The 23987-nt window shown below is 51.3% G+C and carries 24 protein-coding genes; 10 read left to right on the top strand and 14 right to left on the bottom strand.

Annotation, left to right across the window (positions count from 1 at the left end):
- Nucleotides 1-35: 35 nt before the first annotated feature.
- Together WG68_RS08450 and WG68_RS08440 are read left to right on the top strand one after the other, a co-directional pair.
- Entirely contained in the window at nucleotides 36-629 is a 594-nt protein-coding gene (locus WG68_RS08450; protein ID WP_046557256.1) for an HAD family hydrolase, read from the top strand.
- Nucleotides 630-758: 129 nt separating this feature from the next.
- Nucleotides 759-1751 carry a GGDEF domain-containing protein gene (locus WG68_RS08440; protein WP_046557254.1) on the top strand — a complete coding sequence of 331 codons (993 nt, stop codon included), beginning with the start codon at nucleotides 759-761 and terminating at the stop codon, nucleotides 1749-1751.
- A gap of 3 nt (nucleotides 1752-1754) precedes the next feature.
- Here the strand turns inward: WG68_RS08440 and WG68_RS08435 are convergent, their stop codons facing one another.
- Nucleotides 1755-4826, bottom strand: a complete 3072-nt coding sequence (locus WG68_RS08435) for a transglycosylase domain-containing protein (RefSeq protein ID WP_046557253.1) — start codon at nucleotides 4824-4826, stop codon at nucleotides 1755-1757.
- Nucleotides 4827-4846: 20 nt separating this feature from the next.
- Nucleotides 4847-5932: a ferrochelatase gene (hemH, locus tag WG68_RS08430; RefSeq protein ID WP_046557252.1), complete on the bottom strand. Its 1086-nt coding sequence runs from the start codon at nucleotides 5930-5932 to the stop codon at nucleotides 4847-4849.
- Nucleotides 5933-6009: 77 nt separating this feature from the next.
- Here hemH and WG68_RS08425 point away from each other — a divergent pair, with 77 nt between their 5' ends.
- Both WG68_RS08425 and WG68_RS08420 read left to right on the top strand, forming a co-directional pair.
- The gene (locus WG68_RS08425; RefSeq protein ID WP_046557251.1) at nucleotides 6010-6483 is read left to right on the top strand and encodes a hypothetical protein; all 474 of its coding nucleotides are present in this window, start codon (nucleotides 6010-6012) and stop codon (nucleotides 6481-6483) included.
- Nucleotides 6480-7577: a PQQ-dependent sugar dehydrogenase gene (locus WG68_RS08420; RefSeq protein WP_046557250.1), complete on the top strand. Its 1098-nt coding sequence runs from the start codon at nucleotides 6480-6482 to the stop codon at nucleotides 7575-7577. Before WG68_RS08425 ends, WG68_RS08420 begins: the two co-directional genes overlap by 4 nt.
- Before the next feature lie 23 nt (nucleotides 7578-7600).
- Here WG68_RS08420 and WG68_RS08415 read toward each other — a convergent pair whose 3' ends face one another.
- The 8 genes from WG68_RS08415 to WG68_RS08380 form a co-directional block, all read right to left on the bottom strand.
- Nucleotides 7601-8080, bottom strand: coding sequence for an FKBP-type peptidyl-prolyl cis-trans isomerase (locus tag WG68_RS08415; protein ID WP_046557249.1), 480 nt, complete (start codon nucleotides 8078-8080; stop codon nucleotides 7601-7603).
- Between the two features lie 112 nt (nucleotides 8081-8192).
- On the bottom strand, nucleotides 8193-8993 hold the full coding sequence (gene trpA / locus WG68_RS08410; protein WP_046557248.1) for a tryptophan synthase subunit alpha: 801 nt from the start codon (nucleotides 8991-8993) through the stop codon (nucleotides 8193-8195).
- The gene (trpB, locus tag WG68_RS08405; RefSeq protein WP_046557247.1) at nucleotides 8994-10217 is read right to left on the bottom strand and encodes a tryptophan synthase subunit beta; all 1224 of its coding nucleotides are present in this window, start codon (nucleotides 10215-10217) and stop codon (nucleotides 8994-8996) included.
- Nucleotides 10214-11686 (bottom strand): bifunctional indole-3-glycerol-phosphate synthase TrpC/phosphoribosylanthranilate isomerase TrpF, encoded by a 1473-nt coding sequence (gene trpCF, locus WG68_RS08400; RefSeq protein ID WP_046557246.1) that lies wholly within the window; start codon nucleotides 11684-11686, stop codon nucleotides 10214-10216. Before trpCF ends, trpB begins: the two co-directional genes overlap by 4 nt.
- Nucleotides 11679-12719, bottom strand: a complete 1041-nt coding sequence (gene trpD / locus WG68_RS08395) for an anthranilate phosphoribosyltransferase (RefSeq protein ID WP_046557245.1) — start codon at nucleotides 12717-12719, stop codon at nucleotides 11679-11681. Before trpD ends, trpCF begins: the two co-directional genes overlap by 8 nt.
- Nucleotides 12716-13306: an aminodeoxychorismate/anthranilate synthase component II gene (locus WG68_RS08390; protein WP_046557244.1), complete on the bottom strand. Its 591-nt coding sequence runs from the start codon at nucleotides 13304-13306 to the stop codon at nucleotides 12716-12718. Before WG68_RS08390 ends, trpD begins: the two co-directional genes overlap by 4 nt.
- A gap of 8 nt (nucleotides 13307-13314) precedes the next feature.
- The gene (locus WG68_RS08385; RefSeq protein ID WP_046557243.1) at nucleotides 13315-14910 is read right to left on the bottom strand and encodes an anthranilate synthase component 1; all 1596 of its coding nucleotides are present in this window, start codon (nucleotides 14908-14910) and stop codon (nucleotides 13315-13317) included.
- A 299-nt stretch (nucleotides 14911-15209) separates the two neighbouring features.
- Complete coding sequence (locus WG68_RS08380; protein ID WP_046557242.1) at nucleotides 15210-15389, bottom strand: DUF6435 family protein; 180 nt, start codon at nucleotides 15387-15389, stop codon at nucleotides 15210-15212.
- 128 nt (nucleotides 15390-15517) lie between these two features.
- Here WG68_RS08380 and rnm point away from each other — a divergent pair, with 128 nt between their 5' ends.
- From rnm to rluB, 5 genes are all read left to right on the top strand, one after another.
- Nucleotides 15518-16354: an RNase RNM gene (gene rnm, locus WG68_RS08375; protein ID WP_046557241.1), complete on the top strand. Its 837-nt coding sequence runs from the start codon at nucleotides 15518-15520 to the stop codon at nucleotides 16352-16354.
- A 74-nt stretch (nucleotides 16355-16428) separates the two neighbouring features.
- On the top strand, nucleotides 16429-17049 hold the full coding sequence (locus WG68_RS08370) for an L-threonylcarbamoyladenylate synthase (RefSeq protein WP_046557240.1): 621 nt from the start codon (nucleotides 16429-16431) through the stop codon (nucleotides 17047-17049).
- 20 nt (nucleotides 17050-17069) lie between these two features.
- A complete protein-coding gene (locus WG68_RS08365) occupies nucleotides 17070-17891 on the top strand; it encodes a segregation and condensation protein A (RefSeq protein ID WP_046557239.1) in 822 nt (273 codons plus the stop codon).
- Nucleotides 17891-18475 (top strand): SMC-Scp complex subunit ScpB, encoded by a 585-nt coding sequence (gene scpB / locus WG68_RS08360; RefSeq protein ID WP_046557238.1) that lies wholly within the window; start codon nucleotides 17891-17893, stop codon nucleotides 18473-18475. The genes WG68_RS08365 and scpB overlap by 1 nt, the downstream gene beginning before the upstream one ends.
- Nucleotides 18475-19455, top strand: coding sequence for a 23S rRNA pseudouridine(2605) synthase RluB (rluB, locus tag WG68_RS08355; RefSeq protein ID WP_046557237.1), 981 nt, complete (start codon nucleotides 18475-18477; stop codon nucleotides 19453-19455). Before scpB ends, rluB begins: the two co-directional genes overlap by 1 nt.
- A 60-nt stretch (nucleotides 19456-19515) precedes the next feature.
- On the opposite strand, the gene WG68_RS19645 is transcribed toward rluB, so the two are convergent.
- The 3 genes from WG68_RS19645 to WG68_RS08340 all read right to left on the bottom strand — a co-directional run bounded on the left by WG68_RS19645 (nucleotide 19516) and on the right by WG68_RS08340 (nucleotide 21630).
- Nucleotides 19516-19656 carry a hypothetical protein gene (locus WG68_RS19645; protein ID WP_161796359.1) on the bottom strand — a complete coding sequence of 47 codons (141 nt, stop codon included), beginning with the start codon at nucleotides 19654-19656 and terminating at the stop codon, nucleotides 19516-19518.
- Nucleotides 19657-19811: 155 nt separating this feature from the next.
- Nucleotides 19812-20630 (bottom strand): formylglycine-generating enzyme family protein, encoded by an 819-nt coding sequence (locus WG68_RS08345; protein ID WP_161796358.1) that lies wholly within the window; start codon nucleotides 20628-20630, stop codon nucleotides 19812-19814.
- 13 nt (nucleotides 20631-20643) lie between these two features.
- The gene (locus WG68_RS08340) at nucleotides 20644-21630 is read right to left on the bottom strand and encodes a hypothetical protein (RefSeq protein ID WP_046557235.1); all 987 of its coding nucleotides are present in this window, start codon (nucleotides 21628-21630) and stop codon (nucleotides 20644-20646) included.
- Nucleotides 21631-21837: 207 nt separating this feature from the next.
- On the opposite strand from WG68_RS08340, the gene WG68_RS08335 reads away from it, so the two are divergent.
- Complete coding sequence (locus WG68_RS08335) at nucleotides 21838-22941, top strand: WD40/YVTN/BNR-like repeat-containing protein (protein ID WP_046557234.1); 1104 nt, start codon at nucleotides 21838-21840, stop codon at nucleotides 22939-22941.
- A 22-nt stretch (nucleotides 22942-22963) separates the two neighbouring features.
- Here WG68_RS08335 and galE read toward each other — a convergent pair whose 3' ends face one another.
- Nucleotides 22964-23983, bottom strand: coding sequence for a UDP-glucose 4-epimerase GalE (gene galE / locus WG68_RS08330; RefSeq protein ID WP_046557233.1), 1020 nt, complete (start codon nucleotides 23981-23983; stop codon nucleotides 22964-22966).
- Between the last annotated feature and the right edge of the window lie 4 nt (nucleotides 23984-23987).

Below are 23987 nucleotides of genomic sequence, written 5' to 3'. Positions count from 1 at the left end.
AATGTTCTCTGAAGATACTGCGGGTGATCTGAATTATGGCTTCAACTCCAATTAAAGCGGTGGTGTTTGATTTAGACGGCACCCTGGTAGATTCCCGGCTGGACTTTGCCGCTATTTGCCATGATATCGGCTGGCCAGCAGGCACGCCGCTGCTGGAACAACTGGCAACGGTCAGCTGTCTGACTGAGAAGTCGCGGGTCGAGCAAATTATTCGCCGGCATGAGTTAGCCGGCGCTGATGCGGCCAGCTGGATCCCCGGAGCGCTGGCAAGCCTGCAACAGCTGCAGCAGCAAGGTTGGCCACTGGCTATTTTAACCCGCAATATGCGCAGTGCTACCGAGCGGGTGATCAGCCGTTTGCAAATTCCAATAAGCCTGGTTCTCACCCGGGACGATTGTGCCGCCAAGCCTGATCCGGCTGGGCTAATGATGATTGCCAGCGAGTTACAACTTAGCTGTGCTGAAATATTGTATGTTGGCGACTATTTATTTGATTTACAGGTTGCTGCCAATGCGGGTAGTCAGTCTTGTTTATATCTAAATGGCCTTAATCAGCATTTTGTTGCGCAGGCTGATTATCATATCAGTCATTTTGATCAGTTACCGGCGTTAGTGTCGCAACTGGCCTGATTGAATGACAACAGCCATCTGGTGGCCGTTGCAGTTATCTGCTCACTATTTAAACCAATTGGTTGCATTAAGGCCGGTAAAGCCCCTATATTAGCGACATAATTATAAAAAAAATCAGGACAGATAAGTTTGCTGGCACGGTTAAAAAACAATTTTTATCTGGCGATGTTAAGCCTGGTAGGGTTGATAATTACGCTATGCGTGACCCCCTACGGTATCTACCGCCTGCTAAGCGGCAATACGATAGTGGGCGTTGCTGATTTGGCCATGGTATTGGTGAGTATCTGCTGTGTGCTGTTTGCCTGGCGCACTAACAACACTAAGGGCCCTGGCTTGGTGATGGCAGCCGTGTTTTGTATTGGTGCAATTCTGGTATGTATTAACCTTGGCATCGATGGCGTATTCTGGGTTTATCCTTTTATTGTCTTTATCTTCTTGTTGGTGTCACCGTTAAAAGCCCTGTTAATGCTACTTTTATCTTTATTGGTATTAGTGAGTTATGCGCTGCTTAATCCAGGGCAGATTTTTGCCAGTCCCTTTCAGCTGGTTTCATTTACTGTTACCTGCTTTGTTACCAGTTTATTTGCTTATGTCTTTGCTTATCGCACACAGACCCAGCGCGAAGCGTTAAAGGTGCTGGCAACGACCGACAGCCTGACTGGTGCGGCCAATCGGCGTACTTTAGATGAAGCTTTGATAACTGCTATTAACCAGCATAAAAAGCACGGCACCGAATTTGGCCTGATGTTGCTTGACCTCGATTTTTTTAAACAAATAAATGACAACTACGGCCATAAAACCGGTGATAATGTACTGAGCGACTTAGTGCCTATTTTAAAAAAAATGGTACGGCAGCGAGATACGGTGTTCCGCTTTGGCGGTGAAGAGTTTGTGGTGTTGCTGGCTGACATTAAACAGGCCGACTTAGCAAAGCTGGCTGATAAAATCCGGTTGGGTGTCAACGCTCTGCTATCGTTACCAGATGGTAAAAAACTAACCACCTCTATCGGCATCGCGGTGTTACAAGATGCAGAAAGCTGGGAAAGTTGGTTACATCGGGCTGATATCGCATTATACCAGGCTAAAAATCAGGGCAGAAACAAAGTGGTGCTGGCAGAGTAAGACCTATTGACAGCCGGGTGCTCTGATATAAGGTTGTAATATGTCTGCCATGCCATTAAGTACCTGTAGCGGTAAGGCTGACGTAAACGAAAAACCTTCTGCCGCGCTGCCGGGAACATAGACACTGATCACCCCAAAATAGTTATCGGCCAGATAAAACGCAAAAGTAGCAGTGCGATTAATTGCGGTAGATTGGATGGTGTCGCCGCGGGCTGATACTAAAGACAAACGGTTGTCACCGGTGCCGGTTTTGCCACCAATAAAAGGTGCCAGCCGGCCAGCAGGGGTAGGGTAAGCGCTTTGTAAGCGTCGCCCCGTACCCTCAGTTACCACCTCAGCCAACGCCTGGCGCAACACTTGTGCTACTTCTACCGGCAGCACTTGCACGGCTCTTTCGCTTCGGCGCGCTAAGCTGGCAAAGTAGGGCGTGTTTTTGGCAAAGTCTAATTGTTCTATACGATACAGCGGTTGGCGACGCCCGTCATTAACAATAATGCCCATAAGTTCCGCCAGCGCAGCCGGTCTGTCGCCAGAGCTGCCCAAGGCCGTGGCTAAGGAAGGCACCAGAAAGTCAAACGGGTAACCCAACCGCTGCCAGCGCTGGTGGATATCCCAAAAGGCTTCAACTTCCAGCACAGTTCGGATGCGGGTGTCACGGGCACTACGTGACTGGGTTCGGAACAGCCATTGGTAGGCCTGTTGTCTGGCATTGGCACTGGCCGTTATGGCTTCTGACAGGCTGGCAGAGGGGTGCTGCTCTACATAGGCTAATAACCACAGCTCTAAGGGATGACTGCGCGCCAGATAGGCTTGATCGGCCAGACTAAAAGAAGCATCTGCTGCGTATTTTTTATATAAATTGCGCCACTGGATGTCCGTCAGGGGGCTGTCGGGAAGTTGTTGGCGCATGCGCTGCAGAAAGGTTAGCTCATCGTGTAACGGATAGATAAAACGGTAGCTGGCAGCTAAGCGCTCCGGTGTTTGGCGCAGGCCACTAAAAAAGGTCTGCAAGCGCTGTGCGGAGTCCTGGTTGCGATACTTACGCCAGAACCGGCTCAAAAAAACCACACCTTCCTGCTCAGCAAAGCGACGTAAATACTGATCCCGCCTTGGGTCCTGATCATTTTTCAGTAACTGGTAGCTGCTGCTTTCGCCATGGTGAATGCTGTATTGCACGATATCCTGGGTTAACCGCACAAAAGGCAGGTTAATAGACTCTTGCAATGCCTGGCGCAGGGTGGGGGTCAGATTGTTATCTTCACGTCTGAAATTGCTAAAGGTATGTAAGCCACCACCGGTAAAAAAGCTGCTGCGCGGATCGGCCGAATAAGTGCGTTCCAGTGCCGCTTCCAGCATGCTGGTTAAAGAGACTCCCGGCTGGTCTATCAGGTAACTGATTGCCCACTGCGTCAGTTGATCTTGCGGCGCGATATCCAGGAAGCGCAGCTGCTCTGGCGCTTCTTCGGCGTATAACTGGTGCAGCTCGGCAATGATTTCCAGATAGGTCACCAGCATGCGTAGTTTAGCGGTTGAGCCCAGCTCCAGTTTACTGCCTTCGTTTAAATCAAAAGGTTGCTGGCTTTGATTATCTGTTTGGATCCGCAGTTTGTTACCCTCAGCGGTGCTTTGGTACAAGGTAAAACTATAACGCACCCGGCCAAGTTGCTCTGAGGATAGCAAGCGCTGACCAATTAAACCGGCTTTATTGGCACCCTCTTCACTGCTCAGTTGCTGTAAGTAGTTACCAACGGCTTGTTGCATCCTTAAATCCAGTGTGCTGTGAGCGGTTAGATCAAGGCGGTCAAGTTGATATACACTTCGATTAAGCAGACTGGCCAGTCTGCTGCGCAATATGGTGGCAGTTTTATCAAAGTCCCGGTGTTGACTGAGGCTGGCCTGTGTATCAAAAGTGAGTGTACTCTGGGTTGCCGCTTCAAACTGGCCTTGACTGAGCAATTTATGCTGGCGCAAAAGGCGCAAATGACTATCGACCAGCTGCATTAAATCGGCGCGGCCTTGCAACAGATAATAAGAGGGGCGGCGCTGGCCAATAATCAGCGCCAGACTTTGCCGCAGTGCCAGGCCTTGCTCGGCAGAGGGTTGCTGTTGCTGCAGCAGTCTGTTGACCTCTGCCGGGTTGGCATTAAACCAGGCTTGCAGGCCTTCCCCCAGACCATGGACTTCCCCTAATTGGGGGGTCGCCGCCAGTGGCACCGTATTAAGATAATGCAAAATAATCTGCCGCCGGCTGTCTTGCGTATCGCGGTCGGTTAAATAGGCGCGAGTACTGGCAGAGATCAGTTGTTGGAATTTGTCGCTAAAGCCCGAGGTAAAACCCTGATCAGAGTGCTGGTATTTCTCGATTTGAGTTGCCAGAGTGCTACCACCGGCCGCTGGAGTATCAAAGCCCAGGCTCTTTTTGGTTTGACTGAGCATGGCTGCAGCCAGCCGGTTCCAGTCAATGGCCGGATTGGCATAGGGCGGGTCTTGCAGCAAGTGACGGTTTTCGATAAACAGCAGCATATCAACCAGTAACGGTGCCACCTGCGTATAATCAGCAAACTGATATGCGGGTTTTTTAAACTCAAATACGGGTTCGGCCCGGCAATCATAAAGGCTTAATCCAAATTGCATTTTTTGCCGGTAGGGCGGGTTAAAACCCCAGTCATGGTAGCGTAGCAACGCTGGCGAAAAACGGTTTTGCTGCAGGATGTGAAAACCGCTTTGCGTCAGCAGTGGTAACCAATCAGCCAGCAGACTGTAACCTGCGCGCTGATCATAAGGGCCTGAACCAGGGTAGCGAACAGCTGCAGTGGCACCCGGTTCGGTTTGATAGGTTAAGCGTTGCGCCAGCTGCTGCCAGAACAACGATTGTAGCGTGCTATGGCGGTACTCCAGATAGATACCAGATAGCAATGCCAGCACCAGCAAGCTGTATAACCAACGCTCATAGCGGACAGGTTTTGCCGGTGGCTGCGGCGGCTTATCGCGAACATTATCAAACTTCATTCGCTGCAAGTGCACTGGTATCACTACCTGCTCTGCAGACGTTTTGCCGGATCGGGGCTTGCTCATACTATCGCTTATATTACCTGTTAGCTTGTACCATTTTGTTGTTGCAGCTGCTCAGCCCGGATTGCCCGTTCTGGGTCGGTTGATACCTGCCAGCCCTGTAAATTCTGATTGATAAGCTGATACAAAGCCGTAATATGCGCCGGGCGGTCATTTAAGGCGCTGATGTACTGATACTGCTGGCCACCGGCCTCGATAAAGTATTCGCGATTCTCTTCGCCTATCTCTTCAATGGTTTCCAGACAATCGGCGGCAAAGCCGGGGCAGAATATCTGCACCGATTTTACCCCCTGGCCAGGTAAGGCCTTTAACGTTTCGTCGGTATAAGGCTTTAACCATTCTTCCCGGCCAAAGCGTGACTGAAAGGTAGTCATATACTCTTCTGTTGCCAGCCCCAGCGCTTGCGCAATCAACCGCGAACTTTTATAGCACTCACAATGATAAGGGTCACCGTTTAACAAGTAGCGTTTGGGAATGCCGTGGTAGGAAAACATCAGCTTATCGGCGCGGCCATGTTCGGCCCAGTGTTGTTTAATGCGCTCGGCGCAGGCTGCGATATAGCCGCTGTCATCGTGATAATGTGAAATAAACCGGATGTCCGGCAGCCAGCGGCGTTTAGTAAAGTTATTGGCCAGTTCATCAAAGGTCGAGGCTGAGGTAGCCGCAGAATATTGCGGGTAGAGCGGCAACACCAGAATTTTGCGCACGCCCTGAGCAAACATCTTATCCAGCACTGAGCTAAACGACGGGTTGCCGTAGCGCATGGCAAAATCGACTACCACATCGGTTCGGCCATCTTTGGCAAATTCGCTGGCTATCGCTTCTGCTTGTGCCCGGGTATGAAACAATAGTGGCGAACCCTGCTCGGTAAATACTGTAGCATAGGCTTTAGCCGAGCGCCGTGGCCGGATTTGCAAAATCACGCCGTTTAAAATTAACCACCATAGCAGGCGTGGCACTTCGACCACCCGCGGGTCAGATAAAAACTGTTTCAGATAACGCTTTAAGGCTTTAGGGGTTGGGGCGTCCGGTGTCCCCAGGTTAGTCAGCAGTACGCCAATTTTGTCAGCTTGCTGATGCGTATAATCTTTACTGTTAATATAAGCCATAACCTACTTTTTCTTATGTTATTGAATTTTTTTGACTGACTGCGTAGGCTGCTAGCTTATCACAGGAGAACTCAGAAATGCCTCAGGCCCGATTTTCTTTTACAACTGTACTACGAGCAACAGGTTGTTTTGGTTTTGCTCTGCTGCTGGGCGCCGTGCTTGGCTCTTTGCTTCAAAGCCAGCTAAATCTTAGCGCTATTGCCGAACTTAGCGGCCCGATAAGCTGGCAGGATAAACGCGGTACTATGTGGTTTGATCTGCAGCATTTTATGCCGGTATTAGCCGGCTTAATGCTACTGCCTTTGCTGCTGGCGGTGCTACTGGCCGGCTGGTTACGCCGCCGGCAACCTATGTTGCCACGCTCGCTGTATTTTCTGCTGGCAGCGCTGGGCTTTTATCTTACCCTGCTGCTGGTTAATCAGTTTGCGCCGATGCCGACCCTGCTTGCCGCCAACCGCACGGCACGCGGTACGCTTGGCTTGCTGGCTGCTTGTGGTCTGGCGGGATGGTGCTTTGCCTGGCTTAATGAACGTTTAAGGAGTAAGCCATGAAACAACGTTGCAGCCTTGGTCTGTGTGCTGCCCTGCTCAGTGTCAGCGCGCTGGCAGCCGATAGCTATCAACTGGACACTATCGCCAGCGACTTGCATTACCCCTGGGCACTGGCCCCGCTGGCTGACGGTAGTTTTTTAGTTACCGAGCGCACAGGCCAGCTGAAAAAACTCTCTGCCAGCGGTGAAACCCTGTTCAGTATTCAGCCAGCCCTACCTGAGCTATATGTCGCAGCCCAGGGCGGTTTACTGGATATGTTGCTGTTGCCCGATTTTGCCGCTAGCGGCCGGTTGTTACTCAGTTACTCCTGTGGCACTCAGGCAGCGAATAGCACTTGCCTGGCCAGCGCCACGCTCAGGGCAGATCAGTTGGCGGACATTCAGCCGTTATTTCAGGCTAAACCGCTACGCCGCGGAGCGGCTCATTATGGTGGGCGAATGGTGTTGTTGCCCGACAATACTGTGCTGCTAACGCTGGGCGATGGTTTTGACTATCGGGAGCAGGCGCAGAATAAAGCCAATCATCTGGGCAAGATTGTGCGCTTGCAGCTGGATGGCGCAGCACCAACCAATAACCCTTTTGTCAATGAGCCTGCCACTGCGCCAGAAATATATACTCTGGGCCATCGTAACGTGCAGGGCATCGTGTTCGACTCACTAAACCAACAGGTTTATAGCCATGAGCATGGCCCACGCGGTGGTGATGAACTGAACCTGCTGCGAGCAGGTAGCAACTATGGCTGGCCGGTCGCCACCCAGGGAATAGATTACACCGGTGCCCGGATTTCGCCTTACACTGAGTTCAGCGGTATGACTAACCCGCTGTACGTCTGGACACCATCGATTGCCCCTTCTGGCATGGCATTGTATCAGCATCAGCGTTACCCGCAGTGGCAAGGCAATGTCTTTATCACTGCGTTAGCAGGCAAGCGTTTGCATCGCCTGGAGCTGGTTGAGGGCCAGGTGGTGGCAGAGCATATTATGCTGGCTGAGCTTGATAGCCGGCTGCGCGATGTGCGCAGCGGGCCGGATGGTGCAGTGTATGTGCTAACGGATAGCGCGCAGGGCAAGTTATTACGTGTAACGCCCCCTTAACCCGGGGCGCAACCGCCACCGGTTTAGTGCTGGTGGCCACCTTCACCATGGGCGTGGCCATGGGCAATTTCTTCGCTGCTCGCTTCGCGCACATTTAAAATCTCAAGCTTGAAGGTCAGGGTTTTGCCAGCCAGCGGGTGGTTAACATCAATCTGTGCTTTAAACATACCTACTTTAACCACGGTAACCTGACGCTGGCCCTCTTCGGTTTGGATCCAGGCTTTCATGCCCGGCCGCCATTTTTTGGCGCCATGCAGGTATTTTACCTGAATGTCCTGAATGGCATTGGCTTGCACCTCGCCGTAGGCATCTGCCGGCGCCAGTGTTAACTCCAGGGTATCGCCAGCGGCTTTGCCTTCCAGCGCCGCTTCTAACTTAGGTAACATTTGCTCTTGGCCGTGCATATAGAGTAACGGCGCGCTGCCTGTTGAGCTTTCCAGCTCGCCGGTTTCGTCGCTTAGGGTGTAGTGAAACTGAACTACGGCGTTATTACTGATATTCATAGTGGGGTTCATTCAAGTAGAAAAGTATGGCGCATTATAACTAAGCGCAGGGCAAAACCAAATACTCTTAGCAAACCAAAGCCCCCGCTCTGCACAAACGGGGGCGGCTCAGTTAGGTAGCGGCCTTCATTTGCTGAATAAAGCTTTTCAGCTCACTCAGAAGTTTGTTGGGTTGCTGCAGGTTTTGCTCCAGAATTTTAACGATAGCTGAGCCACAAATGGCACCGGCGGCACCGTTGGCTATCGCATCTTTCACATGTGCTGGCGTTGAAATACCAAAACCCAGCAACGGCGGCGCCGGATTATAGGCCCGAATACGGCCAATCAGCTCGGCGGTGGGCATGGTCGCCTGGGTTTCGGCACCGGTTACCCCGGCGCGGCTAAGCAGGTAGGTATAGCCGCGGCCATAAGAGGCAATGGCCCGCAGGTCATCATCATCCACATTAGGTGGCACAATAAAAATAGGTGCAATATCGTGTGCTATGGCCGCCTGGCGGAACATTTTACTTTCATGCAGAGGGACATCAGCAATTAATACCGAATCAACCCCGGCAGCGGCTGCCTGGCTGTAAAAGCTGTCTAAACCACGCGCCATCACCAGGTTTGAGTACAACAATAAACCAATCGGAATATCGGCGTTATATTCGCGAATTTTGCGGATAATCTCAAAGCTGATGGCTGGGGTGACCCCAGCCTGCATGGCACGGATATTGGCATTTTGAATAGTCGGGCCGTCAGCAATAGGATCAGAGAATGGAATACCCAGCTCCAGTGCATCGGCGCCGCCGTCGATCAGGGTTTTGATGATCTCAAAAGACAGCTGTGGGCCCGGATCGCCTACGGTAACGAACGGTACAAAGGCACCGCGCTGTTCTGCAGCCAGCCGGCTGAACATCTGTTGATAACGTTGCATTTAGTGCGCTCCCTCGGTTGTGCTGGTCTGCTGCTCAGCTGCCTGTTCTGCCAGAATACTGTGTACATGGCTTAAGTCTTTATCACCGCGGCCGGATAAATTCACTAACAACACCATCGGCTCTGTGGCGGCCTGTGCCATTTTCAGGGCGTGGGCCAGCGCATGCGAGCTTTCCAGTGCAGGGATAATGCCCTCCGCTTTGGCTAAATGCTGAAAGGCCGCTAAGGCTTCATCATCATTTACCGCGACATATTCGGCGCGACCGGTTTGCTGTAAATGCGTATGCTGCGGGCCCACCGCCGGGTAATCGAGGCCGGCAGATACTGAGTACGATTCTTCAATCTGGCCATCGCTGGTTTGCATAATGGCGGTGTACGCACCGTGTAAAATGCCATAACTACCAGTACTTAGTGCAGCGCCATGCTGATGGGTATGAATGCCTTTACCACCCGGTTCAACCCCGATTAAACGCACGCCCTCGTCTTTAATAAAATCAGCAAAAATACCAATGGCATTTGAGCCGCCGCCGACACAAGCAATGACCGCATCGGGCAATTTACCTTCCGCTTTCAGAATTTGTTGTTTGGCTTCTTCGCCAATCATTTTCTGAAATTCGCGCACAATAGTCGGAAACGGGTGCGGGCCGGCTGCCGTACCCAACATATAGTGAGTGCTGTCATAAGTTGCTGACCAGTCGCGCATCGCTTCGTTCACCGCATCTTTTAAGGTGCCGCTGCCACTGGTTACCGGTATTACCGTAGCACCCATCAGCTTCATCCGAAACACGTTAGGTTGCTGGCGCTCAATGTCTTTGGCACCCATGTAAATGCGACACTTTAACCCCAGTAAGGCACAGGCCAGGGCTGTAGCCACACCGTGCTGACCGGCACCGGTTTCGGCGATCACTTCTTTTTTACCCATGCGTTTGGTCAACAGGGCCTGGCCCAGTACCTGATTGGTTTTATGGGCGCCGCCGTGCAGTAAATCTTCCCGTTTCATATAAATTTTCACCAGCGGGTTGGGCGATAAATTGCGGCACAAGGTCAGTGGCGTGGGCCGACCGGCATATTCGGTAAGCAGGTGCTGAAATTCGGCGTCAAAGGCCGGGTCTTGCAGGGCATCAACAAAAGCTTGTTCCAGCTGCTTCAGGGCTGGCACCAACAGTTGTGGTACAAACATGCCGCCGTACTGGCCAAAATAGGGGTTTAGTTTAAGCTCGCTCATAATACTACTCTCTGTTCTGTTTGCTCTGAATGCTTGGTCTGCTCAGCAGATAAGGTCCCCCGGTACTGCATCGCCCGGATCCCGGCAAAAGCTGCCTGTATTTTTGCGCTGTCTTTAATACCAGGTGCGCTCTCCAGGCCTGAATTCATATCCAGCCCGGCGACGGGCAGGGTAAGTGCCTCGCTCAGGTTGTCTGGGCTAAGGCCACCGGCTAACATCACTGGCAGCAAAGTAGCTGTTTCCAATTGCGCCAGCAGCTGCCAGTTAAAAACCTGGCCACTGCCACCATGGGCGCTGGGGTGATAAGCATCCAGTAACAGCTTATCTGCCAATGCAGTAAAGGATGGCAGCGTATCGGCAATGCGGTAGGCTTTCCAAATCTGGCACGCTGGCGCCAGCTTGGCACGCAGCGCTTTAATATAGTCATCGCTTTCACAGCCATGCAGCTGCACGGCGCTTAACTGCAGCTGGCTGGCAATTACTGCAACCTCATCAACTGGCGCATCAACAAAAACACCGACAAATTTAAGGGGGGCAGCCTGTACCAATTCGCTGGCCAGTGCCATGCTGACGCAGCGCTTTGAGGCGGGGGTAAAAATTAAGCCACCATAATACGCCCCTGCGGCATAAGCGGTTTTAACATCTGCTGGCCGGGTCAGGCCGCACACCTTATGTTCGCCGATAATAAGCTTACGGGCGGCGGCCGCTAAATCGGCCTGGGCCATTAATGAGCTACCGACTAAAAACGCATCCGCTACCCTTTGCAAGTGCCGTACCTGCTGATTAGTATAAATACCTGACTCTGATACCACCGTAACGTCAGTGGGGATCAATGCCGACAGCACAAAACTGGTATTTAAGTCGGTACTCAGATCACGTAAATTGCGGTTATTAATGCCAATTAGCTTAGCCCCCAGTGCTACCGCCCGGCGCGTTTCAGCTTGGTTACTCACTTCAGTCAGTACCGTCATATTAAGTTCTGCGGCCAGTTCCGCCAATGGTCGATAGGCGTCGTCACTTAACACCGATAACATTAGCAACACCGCATTGGCACCATAGTAGCGGCCCAGGTAGATTTGATAAGGGTCGATAATAAAATCTTTATGTAGCAGTGGTTTATCAGTTAGCGTGCGCATGATGGCCAGATTCTGATAACTGCCCTGAAAGAAATGCTCATCGGTCAGCACTGAAATGCAATCGGCGTAGTGGTTATATACCTGGCTGATTTCGGTTAAATCGAACGGCTGCCTGATTAGCCCTTTAGACGGGGATGCTTTTTTGCACTCCAGAATAAAGCGACTGCCAGGCTGTTGCAGCGCGGCTAAAAAGTCATGCGTGCCAGGCGTAATATCATCTATAAACTGCGTTAGCGGTCTGGCTTGTTGCAGCTGCGCCACTTCGGTTTTTTTGTACTGAATAATCTTTGCTAATACGCCGGTTAGCTGCTCGCTGATAAGTTGCTCAGCCATGGCTTAACTCCTTAAATTGTTGCAAGGTTTGCATCGCCTTGCCACTGGCTAAACACTCCAGCACGGCCTGGGTATTAATAGTCAGATTATCGCCAAGGCCGGCTATTTTCAGCATAGCAGCCACATTGATTGCCACCGCCTGGTTGTGGGCGCTTTGGCCAGTACCCGCGAGAATGGCCAGCGTGGCCGCGGCATTGTCGCTTGGCATACCACCTGCCAGGCTGCTTAGCGGCTGTGCTGTTAAACCAAAATCGTCCGGGCTCAGGCTAAACTCGGTCAGCTCGCCATCTTTTAGCTGACAAACATAGGTATTGCCATGCAGCGCTATTTCATCACAACCACTGCCATGCACCACCCAGGCCGCTTTGGTGCCTAATTGCTGCAGTGCTTCGGCCATTACCCGGCAGAGCGCCGGATCATACACCCCCAGTAGCTGAAAATCAGGGGCTGCCGGGTTAACCAGTGGCCCCAGTAAGTTAAACAGGGTGCGGCTTTTCAGGGCCTGACGCACGGGCATGGCGTGCTTAATGCCGGCGTGGTACTGCGGCGCAAATAAAAAGCTGCAGTTACTGGCTTGCAGGGTAGTGAACGCTTGCGCTGCCGATTGCTGAATATTCACCCCCAGTTGCTCCAGTAAATCTGCTGAGCCGGAGCGGGATGACACACTGCGATTACCGTGCTTAATTACCGGCAGCCCCATGCTGGCACCGACAATAGCGGCGGTAGTCGAGATATTAATGGTATTGCTGCCATCGCCACCGGTACCACAGCAATCGATACTGCCGGCGACTTTCTGTGGAAACGGCAGCGCGGCCTGGCGTAATGCTTTGGCCGCGCCTGCAATTTCTGCAGCGGTTTCACCGCGCATTTTCAGCGCCACCAGTAGGGCGGTTAATAAAACCGGCTCAACTTCGCCCCTGACCACGGCACTGAAAAAATCTTCGCTCTGGCTCTGCGTTAAAGCTTTGCCGGCCAGTGCTTGCTGCACTAATTGTTGTAGCATCAGTTGTTGTTGCACCAGCAGAACGCTCATGCGTCACTCCTTAATAAATAGCGGATACTTTGCTGCAGTAAGGGCTTACCCAGCGTGGTCAGAATAGACTCAGGGTGAAACTGGAAGCCCAGCATACGTTGTTGTTCATGAATAATAGCCATCGGGATATGCCGGTCTATACCAATACAGCTCAGGCTATCGGGCAGTTCAGTGGCCATCAATGAGTGATAACGGGCCACCGAAAACGGATTGGGCAGGCCGGCAAATACCGGGTGCGGCGTAACAGTGATACTGGCCGTTTTACCATGCACGGTTTCACCGGCGCGGCCGACAACACCACCATAATGCTCGGTAATCGCCTGGTGGCCGAGGCAAATTCCCAGTACCGGATAAACACCGGCGACCAGTCTGAGTAAAGCAGGCATACAACCGGCATCAGCCGGGGCACCGGGCCCGGGTGATAACACCAGCAACACCGGGCCAGCCTCTTGCTGCATCTTGTTAAAAATGTAGCTGGCTGGCACGGTATTGCGGTACAGCTTCAGATCAAAGCCTAACTGGGCAAACTCATCTACCAGGTTGTAGGTAAAGGAGTCGATATTATCTAATAAATACAGGGTGGTCATACAACTCCTTATTGGCCTGCAGCCATAATAGCGCTGATCACGGCTTGTGCTTTATTGCGGGTTTCCTCGGTTTCCAGTTCGGCTACTGAATCAAATACCACGCCGGCTCCGGCCTGAATGTAGGCAGTATTATTGGCAACATAGGCCGAGCGGATGACGATACAGCTGTCGAAATCGCCATTGCCGGTTAAATAGCCGACGGCGCCACCGTAACTGCCGCGGCGCTGACCTTCTACCTGACGGATCAGCTCAGCAGCTTTAACTTTGGGCGCGCCAACTAAGGTGCCCATATTCATACAGGCCTGATAGGCATGCAGCGCATCAAGTTCCGGCTTTAAGGTGCCTATCACCCGTGACACCAGATGCATTACATAAGAGTAGCGGTCGACTTTCAGCAGCTCTTTGACATAACGGCTGCCCGGCACGCTGATCCTGGCCACATCATTGCGGGCTAAATCGACCAGCATTAAATGCTCGGCTTTTTCTTTGTCATCCTGGCGCAGCTCCAGCTCAATCCGGCTGTCCAGATCGCGGTCAATGCTGCCATCCTTGCCAAAGCCACGGCGGCGGGTGCCGGCAATCGGGTAAATTTCCACCTGGCGGTTGCTGGCAGTAAATTTTAAGGCTGACTCTGGCGAGGCGCCAAACAATTCAAAAGCCGGATCTTTTAAATAAAACATATAGGGGCTGGGGTTAAGCTGCTTTAGTTTGGCATAAGCGGCCAGCGGGTTGGGGCAGGGCAGGTTAAAACAGCGCGACGGTACCACCTGAAACACATCACCGCTGACAATATGCTCTTTTAACGCTTCTACCTGGCGGCTGAATTCGGCATCACTGATATCCACCTGCAGTGTGCTGTCATCGACCGGTTTACCGGCGGCTAACGGCGTGATTTCGGCCAGGCGCTGCTGCAGCTGCTCCAGCCTCTTGCCAATCACAAAATAAGTAGCGGGGGCTTGCTCGCCACAAAACACATTGCCAATAAGCTGGCTTTGCTGATGCTGATGATCCAGCACCAGCAAGGTTTCCGCCAGGTAAAACAGATAGTCCGGACACTGGTTGTTACCATTGCCAACCTCGGGCAACTGTTCAACATTGGCTACCATGTCATAACCAATAACGCCGGCCAGCATAATGGCAAAGTCGGGCTGATTGTGTTGGGCCGCTGTTTGCCCGGCATGGCTGGTTAACTGGTGCTGGATAACCCGCAGTACGGTAAACGGATTGGCTACCACCAACCGGCTGACTTCATCCAGCAACGGATCCGGCTGGCTGAAACTCAGCTGCAAACTATTATCAGAGCGTGTGACGTCAGCTACGGCCGCCAGCTGCTCTGCCAAAAATGGCAATAAGGTACTGCCATTCTGACTAAGGGCTGTTACGGCTACCTGCATACCGTTGCATTCAATACGCAGCGCCGCATCAATCAGCATCAGACTTTTCAGGTTATCTTTGCTGTCTATTTCGGCCGATTCCAGCAGCACAGCGCCTTTGCTGTCGGCGCTTAAACTGGCAAAGCTGGCCAGGGCATCAGCCCGGTAGGGTACCGGCATGGTGATGCTGGCAACTTCGCCTTGCTGGTCGGTAATATGACTAAAAATCATAATGTTCGTCTCTTAAAATGAAAAAACCCGCTTCTTATCAGGAAACGGGCTTAGGTAATTAAAGCTAATACAACGCCTACACACGCCCGTTGGGTATGTGCCACCACCAGTTAGTCAGGTTGAAAGCGGTTGTATATTGCATTAAATTTAATCACTGTATTATTGCTATTACGATGCCACATAAAACCGCGAAATGCGCTGCGCGTCAAGTGCTGTTTTGTTATATCGTGGAAATAAAAACGTATAAGCGGCCAGATGGCTTTGCCAGCACGGCTTTATCTGGCGCTGGCAAGGCGGCTTTACTTGCCGTTTGCTTTCTCCAGGGCTGTAAGTTTCTGCCAGATTTGCTCACTCTCTTCGGTTAAATCCGCAAAGAGCCTCATATCACCGTTACGCTGGGCGTGCATAGCCTGCTCCAGCTTGCTGTCGTAAGCCTTGCGTAATTTTTTTGCCGGGTTGGGTTTTAAAAAGCTAAACATAACAGCACCTGTTTTTGGAATTTGCTGTGAATACGGTGGTTAGCGCTCTTTGGTTCAGCAGGCCAGCCAGTGATGCTTTGCCAAATGGCAGGCCTGTGCGACAATAGTTACCTTATAAAGAGGTGCCGATGAAATATGATTTACACAGCCATACCCTGTGCTCTGATGGCTTACTAACGCCTGCAGAGCTGGTTGCCCGGGCGGCAGAGCGGGGCGTCGATGCGCTGGCCATTACCGACCATGACTCTGTGGCCGGCCTGGCGCCAGCGCAACAGGCGATTACAGAGCAGCAGTTAGCGTTGCAACTGATTAATGGTGTGGAAATCTCCACCAGTTGGCAGCAGCTGGAAATTCATATTGTCGGCCTGAATATCAATCCGGCGTGCCCGGTATTGCAGGCGCGCTTAGCCAATCAGCAGCAGCGGCGGCTGGAGCGGGCTGAAGAAATGGCGCGGCGGTTGGCGAAAAGCCAGATCCCGGATGTGCTGCCGGCTGTGCTAGCGCTGGCAAAGGGCGCGGCGATTACCCGGGCGCATTTTGCCCGCCATTTGGTGAGTATTGGCGTGGCCAGCTCAATGGACAACGTATTTAAAAAGTATCTGGGCCGTGGCAAGATTGGCTATGTGCCGAATAACTGGGTCGAGATGGCTGAAGCCATTAGTTGGATCCATGACGCCGGCGGTGTGGCTGTGCTGGCGCACCCACTGAAATATAAATTTACCACTAAGTGGGTTAAGCGCCTGGTGCAGCATTTTGCTGCTGCCGGTGGCGATGCGATGGAAATTATTTCGCCGCAGCAAACCCCGGTGCAAAAACGCGAGCTGTGGGCGCTTTGCCAGTTGCATGGTTTAACTGCCTCGGTAGGCTCAGACTTTCATCAGCATACCAGCTGGAATGATCTGGGAAAAAACCTATATTTAACTGATGATGTTACGCCGGTTTGGCATAACTGGGCGCTAAACTAAAGCGGGCTGTTCAGACTACACAGCAAAGGCATGCCGCCTGCTGACAATAAAAAACAACAACAGAAGAACTACAGATGAGCCAATTTTTTCATATTCACCCCGAGAACCCGCAGCAACGTTTGCTCAAGCAAGCGGTACAAATTATTAAGCAGGGCGGCGTGGTGGTTTACCCCACCGACAGTGGTTATGCGCTGGGTTGTCATGTGGGCGATAAAAACGCCATGGATCGGATCACCAAAATTCGCCAGATCAGTGGTGATCACCATTTTACGCTGCTGTGTCGTGATTTATCTGAATTGTCGGTCTATGCCAAGGTAGAAAATACCGCATTTCGGCTGATCAAAAATAATACCCCTGGCGCCTACACCTTTATTTTAAAAGGCACCAAAGAAGTACCACGGCGCTTATTAAACGATAAAAAGAAAACCATAGGGTTACGCATTCCTGAGAATAAAGTGGCCCTGGCATTGTTGCAGGAACTGGGCGAACCTTTATTGTCTACCAGCCTTATTCTGCCCGGCCAGCAATTTGCTGAAGCCGATCCGGATGATATGCGCTCGCAGCTGGAGCGGCAGGTTGATTTAATTATGCATGGCGGGGTAATTGGCGAAGATCCTACTACCGTAGTGGACTTGTCAGAAGACGGTGCCACTGTGCTGCGTGAAGGCCGTGGCGACCCCACTCCGTTTTTGTAAACAGTGAACTGTAACAAGAAATGAGCAGCCAACCCGCTAACTTAACCGTGCAACCCCCTTTGCCGCTGGCGTTTGTCCGCGGCGAAGCGGTGCATCAGCGGCCGGACGATTTATATATTCCGCCCGATGCGCTGGAAGTGATGCTTGAGGCATTTGAAGGGCCGCTTGATTTTCTGCTGTATTTAATCCGCAAGCATAAGTTTGATATCGTTGATTTACCGGTGAACGACATCACCCTGCAATATATGGAATACATTGACCTGATGCAGGGCCTGAATTTTGAGCTGGCCGCCGAATATCTGGTAATGGCAGCCATGTTAGCTGAGATAAAATCGCGTTTGCTGCTGCCCAGGCATACCCAGCAAGATGATGACGAGCACGACCCCAGGGCAGAACTGATCCGCCGTCTGCAGGAATATGAAGTATATAAGCAGGCTGCTACCGAACTGGACAATTTGCCGCGGGATGAGCGTGATTATTTCAGCGCCCGTGCCACTCTGGCCGATAATTTCAGCCCACTGGTGATCTTGCCCGAAGTCGAACTGACCGAGCTGGTGCTGGCGTTAAAAAGCATTATGCGCCGGGCGAAAGATTTTCAGCATCATCATATCAAGCGCGAGCATTTATCCACCCGCGAGCGGATGAGCCGGATTTTAGATTTACTGCAACAACATCAGGGCTATCTGGCCTTTGCCGATTGCTTTGAGCTGAGCGAAGGGCGGGAAGGCGTGGTGGTGAGTTTTCTGGCGGTACTGGAGCTAACCAAGGAAAAAATGGTCGAGCTGATTCAGGTAGAGGCTTATGGCCAAATTCATGTCAAATTAGCTAAAGAGCAGCGCTAATGGCCCAGAAAATCAATGATATTCAATTGTTGCAGCTGATCGAGGCGGCCATTTTTGCCAGCGAGCAGGCGCTGAGTGTCGCCGAGTTGCAAGCATCGGTGCTGCAACGTTTTACTGTCAGTAAAAGCCGGATCGATGCTACAATTCGCCAGTTGCAAGACGATTACAGCGCCCGCGGCATTGTGCTGCAGCAAACCGCGTCGGGTTATCGCTTTCAAACCCGGCCCGAACTCAGTGATGATCTCGCTCAGCTCTGGCCAGAGCGCTCGGCGCGTTATTCCCGCGCTGTGCTGGAAACCCTGGCGTTGATTGCCTATAAACAACCTCTTACCCGGGGTGAAATTGAAGAAGTACGTGGCGTAACGGTCAGCACCCAAATCATGCGTACCTTACTCGATCGCGGCTGGGTAAAAGTGGTCGGGCATAAAGAAGTACCGGGCCGGCCCGGGCTCTATGCCACTACCGCGTTATTTTTAGATTATTTTGGCTTAAAAAGCCTCAGCGATTTGCCGCCACTGCCGGAATTTACCGAGCTGACGGCCGATCTTCTTCCCACCGTCGAGATGACAGGAGAGTTACACTAATGAGTGATAAAATCAGCAGCGAAAAACTGCAAAAAGTATTAGCCCGGGCCGGCGTAGGGTCGCGCCGGGAAATGGAAGACTGGATCAGTAAAGGCCGGGTTACCGTTGACGGTAAACCTGCCACACTGGGTGACAGGGTCAGTACCACTCAGGCGGTGCGGGTTGACGGCCACCCGGTGCAGTTGGCCAGCGAAGAGCAACAAATTTGCCGGATCCTGGCTTACCATAAACCCGAGGGTGAAATTTGTTCGCGTACCGATCCGGAAGGCCGGCCTACAGTATTTGCCCGTTTACCAAAAATAAAAGGCGCCCGCTGGATAGCCATCGGCCGGCTGGATATTAACACCTCGGGTTTATTGTTGTTCACCACCGACGGTGAACTGGCCAACCGCTTAATGCACCCGAAATTTGAAGTGGAACGCGAATACGCGGTGCGGGTATTTGGTGATATTAACGATGCCATGATCCAGCGTTTGCGCACCGGGGTAGAGCTGGAAGACGGCAAAGCCAACTTTAAAAAAATCAAAGCCCTGCCAGGCGAGGGCATTAACCGCTGGTTCCATGTAGTACTAACCGAAGGCCGTAACCGCGAAGTTCGGCGGATGTGGGAGTCGCAAGGCGCGGTGGTTAGCCGGTTAATTCGGGTACGGTACGGTGATTTACTGCTGCCAAAACACATTCCGGCCGGTGGCTATGCCGAGTATCCGCTGGACGAAGTGAATTACCTGCGTAAATTAGTGCACTTAGGCCCGGAAGAGCAAACCCTGGTAAAAAGTGAAGACAGAACCGAGCGCCGCCGTCGCTTAGCCGGCATGAAGCGCGCGGTGCGTAAGCACCAAATTGCTGAGAAAACCCCGGCTAAAAAAGCCGAGCCCAAACCAAAGCCTGCAGCCAAGCCACAACGCGCGCCGGCCAGTAAGGGTAAATCTACTCAGCGCCAGCCCACCGGCAAAAAGCCCACCCGCCAGGGGCAAAGCTGATAGTTAACAAGCAAAAAAGGCGCTGCGGCGCCTTTTTGTTTAGACGAAAAGCTGGGAGCATTAAGGCGCGCTATAAATCACTCTTGACGCAAACAGCAAAGTAGTCAGCGCCAGTAATACTCCGGCCAGGGCGATTAGCGGGCCTAAAATTACACCGCCAAGCTGAAAATAACCCATCACCGAACCGATTATTAACACCACAGAACCGACGTTTCTTAGGATCGCAGCTCTCTGGCATTCATGACTCCACTCTTTGCACTTACCGCATTGCAGCATAAAGGTACCCTTGACCTTTTTAGTTGCTGCCGCTTGTTTTAAATTTATTTTATGGCCGCAGGCAGGGCACTGTTGTATTTTCACTCGTTTATTTCCCTCACCAGCCTGAAGCCCACAGATGAATATCTACTTTCAATGCCAATACTGACTCTGTTTGACAATCGGATGATATGGGCTCTGTCTGAGTAACTTCCGCCTTTTACAATACGGCTATCACAGTCACCTGTTTTAACAGGTGTCATATCGTTTGAACGATTGTCCTCATCATCACAATCGAGTACCCACTCGGCCACATTAGATGATACGTCGTACAGGCCAAAAGGGTTTGGCTGATAACGGCCCGAGACCCAGGGTTGCGCTGCTTCGGTACCCTGTGTGCAGTTACCAATATCACGATCGCAGTGCTCTTTACTTTGTATATAATTGTTGCCCCACCAGTACACCGTTTTGGTGCCTGCTCTGGCAGCATATTCCCATTCCGTTTCTGACGGCAGCCGATATTTTTGACCTGTTTGCTCCGTTAACCATTCGGCGTAAGCAGTGGCATCAAGCCAGCTAACATTAATCACCGGCATATCGTCGCGTCCCCAGCCTTTGTCATCAGGTACAGGTCTGTTGGTAGCAGTAGCAAACTTGTCATACTGAGCAAAGGTAATTTCAGAGCGGCTAATGGCAAAGGCTGCCGGGATTTCTATTGTGCGTTGTGGGCCAAAATAGCCATAGGAAGAATTATAATCTTCTCCAACAACTCCTTTCCCTGCAGGGACAATACTTAGCTGAGGGCCCTCACTGCCATCGCTCAATTTATCTGCAATAAATTCAGTAGAGTAGTTATGGCTTTTACCACACGATATGATGAAAATTGATAATGTTAACGCGGTGGATGCTTTTGTCAGCAAAGACATATGTTTCCTATTCATTAACGCTGTAACCTATAACAAAGCTACGAGCACTTTCAGCTTTAGTCGCCAAACTTGCACCACTGCCGTAGCTGGTTACACTTGCGCCAACTAACTCAATAAACTTAGTGCCAAGCAGTGCTTGTACTTGCTTTTGTGAATACACTTTTGTTGCTCTAGTGCCATCATCCAGAAGTTTACCGTGTAGCATAACTGCCTTAAGCGCCTTTTTAGATTTTTCCAATTGACGGAATTCAAGCTTTAAGATTTCTTCAGCTAAGCGTTTGCGGTCTGCTCTGGACAAGCTTTTATACATTTTCAGTATCCCTGCTTTGCCTATGCCCTTTTTGCGTATTGCCGTTGCCAGGATAGCCTGACTACCCAGTGTTTTAGTAACGTCAGCCAGTTGCACCACATCAGTTGCAATAATTAATGCATTAAATAAAGGCGATTCATCCAACTGGTCATTGTAGTGCGCATTGCCTGAGAGAGCGTTATAGGACCGACCAATGCCAGTGCCACATTGAAAGGTTGCAGCACCTGTAGCTGTAAGAGTTAACGGCATTGCAGCCCAGCTAGCACCTACGGTTACCGTGCCGCCACCCGCTTCAACAACGAGTAAGATCCAGCCAATGGCAGCACCAGTACAGCTTATTCCGGCACCTTTTATCTCGGCGCCTACAGTTGATTTTGTTGTTTGCAGCGCTTTGTCAGCGGATTGGTATTTAGGCAGTTTTATTTCACGAATATAAACCGTTTTGCCATCAGCTCTACAGCTATTACGCAGTATTTTTGCAAAAAATATAGACTCACGTTCAATACTGGTGACGGTATAATTTGGCATTTGTGAGTTGTAACCGATAAATGTTACGCCAGCCCCCGTAAATTCTGGGTGGTTATCTAACGCTGCGTAAATTTTTTCTAATCTGTCTACCGGGAAAAGTTGTTTTGTTTTCTGTTCTGCATAGCTTCCGCTAACGAAGAGTGCTGTAAGTGCCATACCAATTCCATTTGCGATAAATTTTGCTATTCTATGGTCATTTATGAAAACTGTAAATCAAATAGTTGTTAAATTGGTTTTGTTATTACTTATTGATTTGTCTATTTGCAAAATAATCTGGGTAAAATTACCGTTAACCTTTAATTACAAAAAAGCTTTTGATTTAGGTTACAGTAGCTTTATTTTTCCGCAAACACGGAGTTAGCGATGAGCGTTAAACGTTTCTGGATGGGCTGTGGGCTTGGTCTTAGCATATTGGTTGTCAGCTCCTGTGGTGGCAGTAGTACTCAGGTGCAGCCGCCAGCTCCGGTGCCACCACCGCCTGTGTCACCCGCGCCACCGGTTAGTTTAAGTTTTCAGGGGCTGGATGGCTTTATTGTGCATCAGTTGTATCAGCATAGTGGCGTGCTGGTGGCCGCCAGTGATAATGGTGTTTATCGCCGGAACAATTCGGGTAGCTGGATTGCTGCCGGTCTGGTGGGCTATGACATTATGGCGCTGGGGTTATTAACCGAGCAGCATTGGCTGGCATCCAGTTACCAGCGCGACCAGGATGGTTACCCGGTTTATTTATTGTTTGAAAGTTTTAACGCTGGCAGTGACTGGCATCAGGTGAATTATCAGTTTGGTCAGGCCGGCGAGAACGAAGCCATTTATGCCATGCTGTTTGATGAGGTGGCGCAGGTGGTTTACGCTACGGGTATTCAAGTGCTGGCCAGTTCGGCCGATATGGGGCAAAGCTGGAAAGTGGTGCATGGCGATTTTGGTGGCTTTGGCCAGCCGAAAACGGCGTTAACCCAGGCAGCGGATGGCCAGACGATCTGGTACGGTGGCCAGGGAGCCATAGAAGACGGTATTCTCTATCAGGTTGATCTGGCAACCCGGCAAGGCGCGATACATACCGGGCTGTTTCCTAATCCCAGCTCTATTCAGGCCATTCGTTATGCGCCTGACGACCCGCAAACGGTTTATGTCAGCTCTGAAGGTGGCATTGTTCGAAGTACCGATCATGGCCAAAGCTGGCAAACTATTTTAGGCGATGTCGATTACCGGTTTTACTTTGATCTGGTGATAGATCCGAACGCACCTAATCGTATTTTTACCGCCGGTTGGAAAAAGGAGTTTAGCGATCCGCAGCCGCTTATTATTGAGTGGACTGAAAACGGTGGCCAGAGCTGGCAGCAATATGAATATCCGGAGAGTAACTTTTTTGGCGGCGTGCGTAGCATGATGCTGGTGGAAGAAAATCAGCAGCAGGTGATCTATTTCGGGCTGTATAAAGGCGGCATTATGCGCATGCCGCTACCTTAACCACACACTGCGGCGGCTGGTATTAGCTGTTGCCATAACCCCCGGGGTTCTGGCTTTGCCAGCGCCAGCTGTCGCGCACCATATCGTCCAGCGTTTTTTCGGCCTGCCAACCCAGTAAATTTAATGCTTTGTCTGGTTTGGCGTAACAGCTGGCAATATCTCCTGGCCGGCGGGGGGCGAACTGGTAGGGTACGGCCACCTGATTAACGCGGCTAAAAGCATTCACCATCTCCAAGACGCTGTAGCCGGTGCCGGTGCCAAGGTTAATGGCGGCAATACCATGATATCTTTCCAGATATTGTAAGGCTTTTAAGTGGCCGGCGGCTAAATCGACCACATGAATATAGTCACGCACGCCGGTACCATCCGGGGTAGGGTAGTCGTTACCAAACACACTGAGTTTATCGCGTTTACCTACCGCAACCTGCGAGATAAAGGGCATCAGATTATTTGGGATACCGTTTGGGTCTTCACCAATCTGGCCACTGCTATCGGCGCCCACCGGGTTAAAGTAACGCAGCAGGGTAATACCCCAATCAGGCTCAGCATTCACTAAATCTTCCAGTATTAACTCGATCATCAGTTTGCTCTGGCCGTAGGGGTTGGTGGCAGAGCGCGGCGCTGTTTCGGCGATGGGCACCGTTTTGGCATCACCATAAACGGTAGCGGATGAGCTGAATACCAGCTTTTTAACGTTACATTCGCGCATTACCCGACACAGCGTTATGGTGCCGGCCACATTATTATCGTAATAATGCAGCGGCATAGCAGTTGACTCACCCACCGCTTTTAAACCGGCGAAATGTACCACAGCGCTAATCGGGTACTGGCGAAATACCGCATTGAGCGCGGCTTCATCGCGAATATCGCCACTGATGCTGATAAGGCTGCACCCGGCTAACTGTTCCACTCGTTGAAGAGCTGTGGTGGAGCTGTTGCTGTAGTTATCGAAACTAATAACCTGATAACCAGCGCGCAGCAGCGCGAGGGCCGTGTGGCTGCCAATGTAGCCTGCGCCACCGGTAAGCAGAATATATGCCATAACA

Origin of the sequence: Arsukibacterium ikkense (assembly GCF_000987775.1) — a bacterium.
Classification (GTDB): domain Bacteria; phylum Pseudomonadota; class Gammaproteobacteria; order Enterobacterales; family Alteromonadaceae; genus Alishewanella; species Alishewanella ikkense.
The sequence above is the reverse complement of the archived record's forward strand: the minus strand, read 5'-3'. Positions and strand labels throughout refer to the sequence as shown.